The organism is uncultured Xylophilus sp., from assembly GCA_913776965.1.
In the GTDB taxonomy this organism is placed as follows: Bacteria; Pseudomonadota; Gammaproteobacteria; order Burkholderiales; family Burkholderiaceae_C; genus Xylophilus.
The window spans coordinates 1-11584 of record CAJYQL010000076.1 but is presented as its reverse complement, the minus strand read 5'-3'; the positions used below and the strand labels follow the sequence as shown (position 1 = coordinate 11584).

Annotated in this window: 7 protein-coding genes and 1 tRNA gene; 1 reads left to right on the top strand and 7 read right to left on the bottom strand. The window is 68.7% G+C overall.

The genetic code is table 11. The features are described 5' to 3' along the window. The coding region (locus tag QZ500_RS11515) for an Hsp70 family protein (protein WP_295855361.1) at window positions 1–2407 on the top strand (2407 nt) is incomplete at its 5' end. A gap of 114 nt (window positions 2408–2521) precedes the next feature. On the opposite strand, the gene QZ500_RS11510 is transcribed toward QZ500_RS11515, so the two are convergent. From QZ500_RS11510 to rpoC, 7 genes are all read right to left on the bottom strand, one after another. Next, window positions 2522–2597: transfer RNA gene (locus QZ500_RS11510), tRNA-Phe, on the bottom strand. 40 nt (window positions 2598–2637) lie between these two features. Continuing rightward, window positions 2638–3381, bottom strand: a complete 744-nt coding sequence (locus QZ500_RS11505; protein WP_295855366.1) for a response regulator — start codon at window positions 3379–3381, stop codon at window positions 2638–2640. Window positions 3382–3468: 87 nt separating this feature from the next. Next, entirely contained in the window at window positions 3469–5700 is a 2232-nt protein-coding gene (locus QZ500_RS11500; protein WP_295855363.1) for an ATP-binding protein, read from the bottom strand. Between the two features lie 62 nt (window positions 5701–5762). Then, window positions 5763–6365, bottom strand: a complete 603-nt coding sequence (locus tag QZ500_RS11495; RefSeq protein ID WP_295855358.1) for a DUF4390 domain-containing protein — start codon at window positions 6363–6365, stop codon at window positions 5763–5765. A 1-nt stretch (window position 6366) separates the two neighbouring features. Continuing rightward, window positions 6367–7749, bottom strand: coding sequence for a 16S rRNA (cytosine(967)-C(5))-methyltransferase RsmB (rsmB, locus tag QZ500_RS11490; RefSeq protein ID WP_295855353.1), 1383 nt, complete (start codon window positions 7747–7749; stop codon window positions 6367–6369). Next, on the bottom strand, window positions 7746–8327 hold the full coding sequence (locus QZ500_RS11485) for a LemA family protein (RefSeq protein ID WP_295855350.1): 582 nt from the start codon (window positions 8325–8327) through the stop codon (window positions 7746–7748). Before QZ500_RS11485 ends, rsmB begins: the two co-directional genes overlap by 4 nt. Before the next feature lie 87 nt (window positions 8328–8414). Next, on the bottom strand, window positions 8415–11584 hold a 3170-nt coding region (gene rpoC, locus QZ500_RS11480; protein ID WP_295855347.1), incomplete at its 5' end, for a DNA-directed RNA polymerase subunit beta'.

Below are 11584 nucleotides of genomic sequence, written 5' to 3'. Positions count from 1 at the left end.
AGGCGCGCGCCAGCTCACCCTGCAGGCCGCCGCACTCGCCGGCCTGGGAGCCGTCCACCTCATCGAAGAACCGCAGGCCGCGTTCTACGACTGGGTCTTCGCCCACCGCGCCGGCCTCGCCAGCCAGTTGGCCGGCACGCGCCGCCTGCTCGTGGTCGATGTGGGCGGCGGCACCACCGACCTGACCCTCATCGACGTCACGCTGGACGCCGCCGGCCAGCCCCAGCTCGCGCGCACCGGCGTAGGCGACCACCTCGTGCTCGGCGGCGACAACATGGACCTCGCGCTCGCCCGCTGGATCGAGCCGCGGCTGTCGGGCGGACCGGCGGGCCAACCCAGCCAGCCGGGCCAGCCCGCGCATGCCCCGCTCTCGGCGATCCAGCTCGCCCAGCTCACCCAGCGCTGCCGCAGCGCCAAGGAGCGCCTGCTCGCCCCGGACGGCCCCGCGGAGACCACCGTCACGCTCCAGGGCAGCGGCAGCCGGCTGATCGGCGGCGCGCGCTCCGCCACCCTCACGCGCGCCGACGTGGACCGGCTGCTGGTCGAAGGTTTTTTCCCGCAGGTGGCCGCCGATGCGCAGCCCGTGCGTGGCCGTGGCGCCCTCGTCGAATTCGGCCTGCCCTACGCCCACGACGCCGCCATCACCCGCCACATCGCCGCATTCCTGCAGTGCCAGGGGGGCGCCCTGCCCGACACCGTGCTGCTCAACGGCGGCGTATTCCACGCCCAGGCCTTGCGCGACCGCCTGCTTGCCACACTGCGCGGCTGGCAGCCGGCCAGTGCTCCATCCATCCGCCTGCTGGAGGTCGACGGACCCCGCCTCGACGCCGCCGTCGCGCGCGGCGCCGTCGCCTACGCCATGGCCCGCGCCGGTAGCGCACCCCGCATCCGCAGCAGTGCGGCTCGCGCCTACTACCTTGCGCTCGATGGCGACCAGGGCGTCTGCGTGCTGCCGCAGGGCACGCCCGAAGGCGACACCGTGCGGCTCGCGGACCGGCGCTTCCGCCTGCGCCTGGGCCGGCCCGTGCGCTTCAACTTGGCCACCAGCGCCGCCGATCGCCACCACCGCGCCGGGGATCTCGTCGCCCTACAAGACGATGACCAAGGCCTGCAGCGCCTGCCGCCCATCGCCACCGTGCTACCCGCTACCACTTCGGCAGGAAGTGCAGGCGGCGCAGCCGGTGCGGCACAGGTCGAGGTGCAGCTCGAAGCCCGCATCACCGACGTCGGCACGCTGGAAATGCACTGCGTCGCCGTGAATGCAGAAGGAGCCGACAGCGACGGCAAAAGCGACCAGCCCACCCGGCGTTGGCAGCTTGAATTTCAATTGCGCGGCGATGCGGCCACGCAGGATGTGCATGACGACGGGAATGCAGGTGCCGACACGCATACCGGCGCCAAGACCGCTTCCGCCGCATCCCGATCCAAGGCCACGGCCACGACCACGACGCACCCCCGCCTGTCCGAAGCCCTCACCGCCATCGACCGCGTCTACGGCGGCAAGAAGCAACAGGGCGTGGACGCGAAAGAGGTCCGCCAGCTGCGCGTCACCCTGGAGCGCCTGCTCGGCGACCGCGCCACTTGGCCCACGCCGCTATTGCGCACCCTCTTCGGCGCCCTGCTGCAGGGCGCCAGGCGCCGCCGCCGCTCCGCCCAGCACGAACGCACCTGGTTCAACCTCGTCGGCTTCACCCTGCGCCCCGGCTTCGGCGACCCGCTCGACGGCTGGCGCATGCAGCAGATGTGGGAGCTGTTCGGCCCCGGCATCGCACACAGTGACGACAGCCAGCAATGGTCCGAATGGTGGACCCTCTGGCGCCGCATCGCGGGCGGCCTGGACGCCGAACCGCAGCAGATGGTGTACGACGTCATTGCCTACTACCTGCAGCCCGCTGGCGGCACCGACATCCCTGCCCCCAAAGGCCCGCGCATGCAGGCGCCCGACGAACTGCTGCGCATGGCGGCCTCGTTCGAACGCATTGCGCCGGCCGACAAGACGCAGTTCGGCGGCTGGCTGCTGCAGCGGCTGCGACGGCAACCGACGACCGAACTCTGGTGGGCGCTTGGCCGCCTCGGCGCCCGCCAGCCCCTCTATGCCAGCACGCACCACGTCCTGCCGGCCGCCACGGTCGAGCAGTGGCTCCACACCATCACCGCCATCGCCCCGGACTGGGCCCGCCATGAACCTTCCGCGTTCGCCGTGGCGCTAATGGCCCAAGCGACCGGCGACCGGGCACGCGATCTGCCGGAAGCGGTGCGGATGGCTTTAGCCGGGCAGCTGCAACAAACCCAGATGCCTGCGCGCTGGGCGGCGATGGTGCGGGAAGTGACGCTTCTGGAAGACGCAGACCGGCAGCGCGTGTTCGGCGAAGCTCTGCCACCCGGCTTGGTCTTGCTGCGGAGTTAGCTGTATCGGGGCTTGCAAAGCCGCGCTTTTGCGTCCTTTTTATCGCCCTGCCCCGTCGATTGCGCAAACGAAAAAGCCGCTACAACTGTTTGAGTCGTAGCGGCTTTCCAAATATGGTGGCCTGGGACGGAATCGAACCATCGACACGCGGATTTTCAATCCGCTGCTCTACCAACTGAGCTACCGGGCCGGAGCCGCAAAGTATAGCACGGCTTTTGATCGAATTCTATTCAGGCCGCATTCCGCTTGTTGCGGATCAGATCCACACCCAGCTGGCGTAGCTTGCGGTACAGGTGGGTACGCTCCAGGCCGGTCTTTTCCGCCACGCGGGTCATGGAGCCACCTTCTTGCTGCAGATGGAACTCGAAGTACGCCTTTTCGAATCCGTCCCGGGCTTCACGCAGCGGCCGATCCAGATCGAAGAGCTGGTGCTGGCGCGGGCCTGCGGCCTCGGGGCGCATCGGTACGCTGTTCGCCGCCGGTTCGCCGACGGGCGACCCACCCATGCTGGCCGCCGGCACCGCATCGACCACGGCGGCGGCCGGCGCACCTGCTGGCGGCGATGCAGACGGCCGCAGTGGCGCAGGAACGGGCGCTGGGGCCTTCAGCGTCCCGCGCTGCAGGCCCTGCTCCACCGCTTTCAGCAGCTTCTGCAGGGTGATCGGCTTTTCCAGGAACGCATGCGCGCCGATACGGGTCGCTTCGACGGCGGTGTCGATCGTGGCGTGGCCGCTCATCATGATGACCGGCATCGTCAGGGTGCCCGACGCGGCCCATTCCTTCAGCAGCGTGACGCCGTCGGTGTCGGGCATCCAGATGTCGAGCAGCACGAGGTCGTAGGCGCCGTTCGCCCGGGCGTTGCGGGCCTGTGCGGCGTTCTCGGCCAGCTCTACCGCATGGCCTTCGTCGTTCAGGATTTCCGACAGCAGATCGCGGATGCCCAACTCGTCATCGACCACCAAAATGTTTGCCATAGCGAAAGAAGCCGATTGAACCGGTTGATCTCGAAGCGGCACCAACGATAGTGTGCACTTCGGTTGAAAATGAGGGTGGGTGCGGGATCAGCCCGCAGCCGTCAGGGCAGCGGGCAATGATAGCGAGACTTGCGCGCCGACCGTAACACCATCCTCCGAACGGTTGCCTATGTCTATACGAGCGGCATGTTCGTCGGCGATTTTGCGGACCACGGCCAGGCCGAGACCGGTCCCTTTCGACTTCGTCGTCACATAAGGCTCGAACGCCCGCTTGAGGATGTTGTCCGCGAATCCGGTACCGCGGTCGAGCACCGTCAGGCGTACCCGCTGCGTGGACGCGCTCCACCGCGTCCGAATCACCACCGGCGGGGGCGGTCCGTCGCGGTGCGCCGCCTCGGTCGCGTCCTGCGCGTTCTGCACCAGGTTGTGGATCACCTGGCGCAGCTGCTGCGCATCGCCGCGGACCGGCGGGCAGTCGCTGTCGTAGTCGGCCTGCACCGGCACGCTGGCCGTGCCGTGGTCGTAGAGCTGCAGCACGTCCGCGACGAGCGCATTGAGGTCTACCGGATGCAGCTCGGCCGCCGGCAGGCGCGCGTAGTCCCGGAATTCATTGACCAGCCGTTTCATCGCATCGACCTGGTCGACGATGGTACGGACCGACTTGTCCAACACCGCCTGCCCGGGCCCGTCCAACTTGCCGTCGAGCTTCATCTGCAGCCGCTCGGCAGACAGCTGGATCGGCGTGAGCGGGTTCTTGATCTCGTGCGCCAGCCGTCGTGCGACTTCGCCCCACGCCTGGGCGCGCTGGGCCGAGACGATTTCGGAAATGTCGTCGAGCACCAGCAGACGCGCGGCGCCTGGCAGTTCTGCGCCGCGGGCGATCAGCGTGGTCGTGGTCTCCGCCTGCGTCGGACCCGAAGGCGCGGCATGCAGTTCGTACGATTCCTGCCAGTGGTCCAGGCCGTGCTGGCTGCGCTCGCCGAGGAAAGCCTCGAACTGGGCCCGCACTTGCCGGGCGAAAGTTTCGAGACCGGGTACATCGTCGAGACACTCGCCCTCCAGCGCAGCCAGCGGCACCCGCAGGATGCGGGTCGCCCCCGGATTGGAGGACAGGATGCGGCCACCGGCATCGAGCACGATCACGCCGGCGGTCAGGTTGTCGAGGATGGTCTGCAGATTGGCGCGGGCGGTATCGACCTGCGCCATGCTCTTGTCCACCGCAGCCCGGGCGTCGGCGAGCTGCTGGGTCATGTCGGCGAACGAGCGGGTCAGGCCGCCCAGTTCGTCGCGGCCCTGCAGCACTGCCTTGGGACTCAGGTCGCCGGCGGCCACCTCGCGCACGCCCTCGGCCAGCACCAGCAGCGGCCGCGCCAGCTGGTTGCCGAGCACAACCGCCAGCAACACCGCGCCGAAGACCGCCAGGAACAGGCTCAGCGTGAGCGTGCCGATGTACATCCGCCGCAGGCCCTCCCGCGCAAGCGCCCGCTCCTGATACTCGCGGTTGGCCTCCTGCACCGCAATGGCGTTGGCGACCAGTGTCGGCGGCAGCGCCTGCGTCACCTGGAGATAACGGGTTTCCGAAGTCAGCTCCACCCCGCCGCTCGCGACCAGCGCGATCGCCTTGATGCGCGCCGGCGCCGGAGCGTCCCCACCGGCCAGCGCCGGGTCGTCCAGCCCTTCGACCTGCGCTACCGACCGCTGGCTGCGCACGGTGCGCAGCAGGGGGGCGCCCGGCCGTTCCGGATTGAGCTGGAAGCGCGACTGGCCCGCGCTCGCGATCAGGTTGCCCTGCGCATTCCACAGCACCACGTCATTGGCGCCCAGCTGGTCGCGGATGCGTTCCAGCGCCAGTCCGGCCGCGGCGTCCGGCACGTTGGCGATCTGCGCTCCGGCGCTGCGGGTCTTGCCTGCCAGGTCGCTGGCGAGCGCATCCAGCGTCGCCCGCCCGAGGCTCAGACCGGCGTCGAGCGCGCCCTCGACCTTGACGTCGAACCAGCTCTCGATCGACCGCGACACGAACTGATACGACACGGTGTAGATCAGCATGCCCGGCAGAAACCCGAGCACCGCGAAGATGACCGCCAGCTTGACCAGCAGCCGGCTGCCGAACCGGCCGCGGCGCAGCCGCACGAACAGCCGCACCCCGATCCAGGCGATGACGGCGAACAGCATAGCCGCGACGACGACGTTGACGGTGAACAGCCGGCCGTAGTTGCGCTCGTAGAGCACACGGTTGTTGGTGGCCTGGGTCAGCAGGAACATCAGCACCAGCCCGATCGACACCATGGTCGCGGCACCGATGCCGACGGCCCAGCGCATGGCGCGGGAGCGCAGCAGCGAGTAGCGGTCGCCCGCGACCAAGTGCGGCGCGGGGCGTCCGGTCACCGTCCGCTCTCCGGCGGCAACTGCAGCGTGCGATCCGCCGACAGGCTCCAGTCGGATCGCCCCGCGATGCCCATCTGCAGCGGGCGCGGCAGCTGCGAGGTGTCGAGCCGGAAATCGAATCCGACGGTGTAGCGTTGCTCCGGATCGAGCAGCGCGATGTCGGCGATGCGCCAGCGCGAGATGCGCCGGATCGCGTCGAGCGCCTCGTTCAGCTCCTCGAAATTCTGACTGAGCGCCACGCCGAGACCCGCGGTGCCGAACGGCTGCGGCGAGACATTGAGCCGCCAGCGCCGGGTCAGCGGCTGGTAAGCGAGGCGCATATGGCGCTGCACCACCGCGACCCGCTGGTCGGTCCAGTACCAGCGCTCGCGCAGCACCCGCGCCTCGGCCACGAAGAACAGCGGAATGCCCTTGTAGAGCGCATCTTCCACCAGCGGCGGCAGATCGAAAGCAAGGGCGGCGGACAGGTAGAGGCCGTCGTCGCTGCGCTCGAGACGCATCTGGGGCACCTCGACGGCCGCCGTCACGACGGTCGTGGGCAGCAACAAGGTCAGCGCCAGCCCTGCCAGCCAGCGACGCCGCCGGAGCGTGGCGGGCATGTCAGCCGGGGCGCTTGTGCAGGAGGGCGTAGAAGAATCCGTCGTGGTCACGGGGCAGATTCTCCCGGACGCCCCCGGCGTCCGCGCCATGGCGGGGCAATAAATGCCCGGGCGACGGGAGCAGCACCGCATCGGTGTGGTGCGCAAGAAACGCCTCGATCTGGCGGTCGCCCTCGTCCCGGAACACCGAGCAGGTGCAGTAGAGCAGCCGCCCTCCCGGCACGACGAGCGGCCACAGCTTGGCGAGCAACGCGGCCTGCACGATCGCCAGCTGGCCGATGTCGCTTTCGCGGCGCAGCCAGCGCACGTCGGGCTGTCGGCGCACGATGCCCGAGGCGGTGCACGGCGCATCGAGCAGGATCGCATCGAACGGCCGGCGCTCGACCGCCGAACCCCACCAGGCCGAAGGCTCCTGCGCGTCGGCCACCACGACGCGCGCCGACAGGCCGAGCCGATCCAGGTTCTGGTGGATGCGCTCGCAGCGGGCCGGGTCGATGTCCAGCGCGGTGACATCGATTGCGGCATCCGCGCCGGCATGTTCGAGCAGGTGCGCCGTCTTGCCGCCGGGGGCGGCGCAGGCGTCGAGGACCCGCAGCGGCCGCGACCGGTCCATGCCGTCCAGCAGCAGCGGGGCGGCGAGCTGCGCCGCTGCGTCCTGGACCGAGACATGGCCGTCGGCGAAGCCCGGGATGTCTTCCACCGGCAGGGCGCGGCCCAGCAACACGCCGTGTTCGCCCACCTCTTCTGCTATTACATTGATAGCAATCAGCGCTTGCAGCACCTGCGCCCGGGTCGTTTTTCGTTCATTGACCCGCAGGACCATTGGCGCCTGCAGGTTGTTCGCCCGCAGGATGTCCTGCCACTGCCGCGGATGGTCGCGCTTGAGCCGCTCGATCCACCAGCGCGGATGGTTCCAGTGCGCGAGCGGCTCCTGCGCCGTCGCCTCGACCAGCGCGTCGCGTTCGCGCAGGAAGCGGCGGAGGCAGGCGTTCACGAAGCCGGACTGCGGCCGCATGGCCGGACTGCGCTTGGCGGCTTCGACGGCCTGGTCGACCAGGGTGAAGGGTTCGTAGGGAGCATCCGATTCGCGCCAGACCAGCGCCAGCGCCGTGCACAGCAGGGCGTCGGGCAGCGGCGGCGGCGTGCGTGGTGCGAGCTTGCGCCGCAGGGCTTCGGCCTGGCCGAGCCAGCGCAGTACGCGGTACACCAGCGCCCGCACGCCGGGCCGCAGCGACGCGTCCACCTCGAGCAGTGCGACCGGCGCCGACTGGCCGCCCCGCACCGCCGCGAGCACCTGGGCTGCGGCCTGGAGTTGTTGCCACAGCGGCGGCGCGGAACCGGCCGGCGCCGCGGGGGCACCAGGGATCGAAACAGAAGAATTCATAGGGTGCGCACGGGGCGGAACCGCAGGATCCACGCCAGGATCGCGGCCGGAAATTGGGTCAGTGCGGCGTTGTAGCGCCGCACCGCAAGATTGAACTGGTCGCAGCCCAGCTGGACCTGTGTGTCGTGCTGGTCCCAGAGCAGGTGCAGGCTGCCGGGCCGGGGCTGTCCGGCGACCTCGGGCGCCTCGGCCAGCAGGCGCTGCCAGGCCGTCTGCAGCACCGCACGTGCCGCGGCCAGCGCGGCGGTGTCGTCCGGATCGAGGGGCCGCAGCCGGGAAACGCCCAGCGACGACTGCAGCTGCAGCGCCGCCGCCTGCAGCGCGGTCCAGTGTCCGCCCCCCGGCAACGGCGTCGACAGCGCGGGCGGCGCTGTGGCAGGCCCTTCAGGGTCTCCATCGGCGACGGCAGACGGTGCACGTTCGGCCGTCGCGAGCGCGATCCAGCGCTGCAGATGGCCGTCCAGTGCGGCAAATGCCTGCAGCACGGCCGCGCGCAGGCGCACCAGCCGGTTGTGCGCGCCCACCGCCCAGAACACCAGCACGGCTGGCGCGATCCACCACCACAGAGGCCAAGTCATCGCAGGAGTATCGCCAAAAAGACAGGCATGAAAAAAGCCCCGGCACGCCTGGCGGCGGACCGGGGCTCGGCAGCCAGGGTGCGTCGCTTAGTCGGCGGCGGCACCTTCGCTGGCTTCGGAGGCCGCGTCGGCATCGGAGCCCGCCAGGTCGGCCGCTTCCGCATCGGCGATCGCACGGCGCTCGGCTTCGTCCATCTGGTCCTTCACCTTGCGTGCGGCGTGGTACGCCATGCCGGTGCCCGCGGGGATCAGGCGACCGACGATGACGTTTTCCTTCAGGCCACGCAGCTCGTCGCGCTTGCCCATGATCGCCGCTTCGGTCAGCACGCGCGTCGTTTCCTGGAAGGATGCGGCGGAGATGAACGAGTCGGTCGACAGCGAGGCCTTGGTGATGCCCAGCAACAGGTTGGTGTAGGTGGCCGGGATCTTGCCCTCTTCACGCAGCCGGTCGTTGGTGTTGAGCATTTCCGAACGCTCCACCTGTTCGCCCGCGATGTAGCCCGAGTCGCCCGTGCTCTCCACCACCACGCGGCGCAGCATCTGACGCACGATCACCTCGATGTGCTTGTCGTTGATCTTCACGCCCTGGAGGCGGTAAACGTCCTGCACTTCGTCGACGATGTAGCGCGAGAGTTCCTCGATGCCCAGCAGGCGCAGGATGTCCTGCGGATCGGCCGGACCGTCCACCACGGACTCGCCCTTGTTCACCACCTGGCCTTCGTGCACCAGGATGTTCTTTTCCTTGGGGATCAGTTCATCCCAGACCTTGCCGTCCGGATCGGTGATCTGCAGCCGCACCTTGCCCTTGGTTTCCTTGCCGAACGAGACCGTGCCGGTGATTTCCGCCAGCATACCCTTGTCCTTCGGCGAACGGGCTTCGAACAGCTCGGCCACACGCGGCAGACCGCCGGTGATGTCCCGGGTCTTCTGGCCTTCGACCGGGATACGGGCCAGCACTTCGCCGGGACCCACGTCCTGGCCGTCGCGCACCTGGATCAGTGCGCCCACCTGGAAGCCGATCGTCACCGAATGGTCGGTGCCGGGGATCTTCACCTCGGCGCCGTTCGCATCGACCAGCTTCACCTGCGGACGCACCACCTTGGCGGAGCCGCGGCGCTTCGGATCGATCACGACCAGCGTCGACAGGCCGGTCACTTCGTCCACCTGCTTGGCGACCGTCAGGCCTTCCTCGACGTTCTCGAACTTCACCTGACCGGCGAACTCCGTGATGATCGGGCGGGTCAGCGGGTCCCAGGTCGCGAGGATCGCACCGGCCTTGATCGCCTGGTCGGCCTTGACCGACAGCGTCGCGCCGTACGGCACCTTGTGGCGCTCGCGCTCACGGCCGTGCTCGTCCTGGATGACGATCTCGCCGGAACGTGCGATCACCACCAAGTCGCCCTTGGTGTTGCTCACATAGCGCATCGTGGCGTTGAAGCCGATCACGCCGTTCGACTTGGCTTCCACGCTGGACGCGACCGCCGCGCGGGACGCGGCACCGCCGATGTGGAAGGTCCGCATCGTCAACTGCGTGCCCGGCTCGCCGATCGACTGCGCGGCGATCACACCCACGGCCTCGCCGAGGTTGATCAGGCCGCCGCGGCCCAGGTCGCGGCCATAGCATTTCGAGCAGATGCCGAAGCGGGTCTCGCAGGTCAGCGCGGTACGCACCTTGACCTCGTCGACGCCGGCGGCTTCGAGCTCCTCGATCAGGTCTTCTTCCAGCAGCGTGCCTGCCGGTGCCAGCACCGCACGGTTCTCCGGGTGCAGCACGTCGTCGGCCGCGGTGCGTCCCAGGATACGGTCGCGCAGCGACTCGATCACCTCGCCGCCCTCGACGATGGCGCGCATCACCGAACCGTGGTGGGTACCGCAGTCGTCCTCGGTCACGACCAGGTCCTGCGTCACGTCCACCAGGCGGCGCGTCAGGTAGCCGGAATTGGCCGTCTTGAGCGCCGTGTCGGCCAGACCCTTCCGGGCGCCGTGGGTGGAGATGAAGTACTCCAGCACGTTCAGGCCTTCGCGGAAGTTCGCGGTGATCGGCGTCTCGATGATCGAGCCGTCCGGCTTGGCCATCAGGCCCCGCATGCCGGCCACCTGGCGGATCTGCGCGGCGGAGCCGCGGGCACCCGAGTCGGCCATCATGTAGATGGAGTTGAAGGACTCCTGCTCGACCTCCTTGCCGTGCCGGTCGGTGACCTTCTGCTTCGACAGCTGGGCCATCATCACCTTCGACACTTCGTCGCCGGCCTTGCCCCAGATGTCCACCACTTTGTTGTAGCGCTCGCCCGCGGTCACCAGACCCGAGGAGTACTGCTGGGCGATTTCCTTCACTTCGCTCTCGGCGCGCTCGATGATGCCGGCCTTCTCGGGCGGCACCAGCATGTCGTCGATCGCGATCGAGATGCCGGCCTTGGTCGCCAGGCGGAAACCGTTCTGCAGCAGCTTGTCGGCGAAGACGACCGTCTCCTTCAGGCCGCACTTGCGGAAGCTCACGTTGATGAGCTTGGAGATTTCCTTCTTCTTCAGCGCCTTGTTGATGTTGGCGAACGGCAGGCCCTTCGGCAGGATCTCCGACAGCAGCGCACGGCCGGCGGTCGTGTCCACCAGCGAGGTGGACGGCACGAATTCGCCGGTGGCCTTGTCCTTGGTCCACTCCGTCAGACGCACGCTGATCTTCGAGGTCAGCTCGACCTCGCCCGCATCGAACGCGCGCTGCACTTCGCCGGTATCGGCGAACACCAGGCCTTCGCCCTTGCCGTTGATGCGATCGCGGGTGGTGTAGTACAGGCCCAGCACCACGTCCTGCGACGGCACGATGGAGGGCTCGCCTGAAGCGGGGAACAGCACGTTGTTGGAGGCCAGCATCAGCGTGCGGGCTTCCATCTGCGCTTCCACCGACAGCGGCACGTGGACGGCCATCTGGTCGCCGTCGAAGTCGGCGTTGAAGGCCGCGCAGACGAGCGGGTGCAGCTGGATGGCCTTGCCTTCGATCAGGATCGGCTCGAAAGCCTGGATGCCCAGACGGTGCAGCGTCGGAGCCCGGTTCAGCATGACCGGGTGCTCCTTGATGACCTCTTCCAGGATGTCCCAGACCACCGGCGTGCCGGATTCGACTTCCTTCTTCGCCGCCTTGATGGTCGTGGCGATGCCCATCTGCTCGAGGCGCGAGAAGATGAAAGGCTTGAACAGCTCCAGGGCCATCAGCTTCGGCAGGCCGCACTGGTGCAGCTTGAGCGTCGGGCCCACGGTGATCA

What these genes read in the sequence shown, in the direction of transcription:
- QZ500_RS11500 (WP_295855363.1), bottom strand. Translation starts at nt 5,700, where the DNA reads ATGCGCTGGGCCGTCGGCATCGGTGCCGCGACCATGGTGTCGATCGGG.
- QZ500_RS11505 (WP_295855366.1), bottom strand. Translation starts at nt 3,381, where the DNA reads ATGGCAAACATTTTGGTGGTCGATGACGAGTTGGGCATCCGCGATCTG.
- QZ500_RS11495 (WP_295855358.1), bottom strand. Translation starts at nt 6,365, where the DNA reads ATGCCCGCCACGCTCCGGCGGCGTCGCTGGCTGGCAGGGCTGGCGCTG.
- QZ500_RS11485 (WP_295855350.1), bottom strand. Translation starts at nt 8,327, where the DNA reads ATGACTTGGCCTCTGTGGTGGTGGATCGCGCCAGCCGTGCTGGTGTTC.
- rsmB (WP_295855353.1), bottom strand. Translation starts at nt 7,749, where the DNA reads ATGAATTCTTCTGTTTCGATCCCTGGTGCCCCCGCGGCGCCGGCCGGT.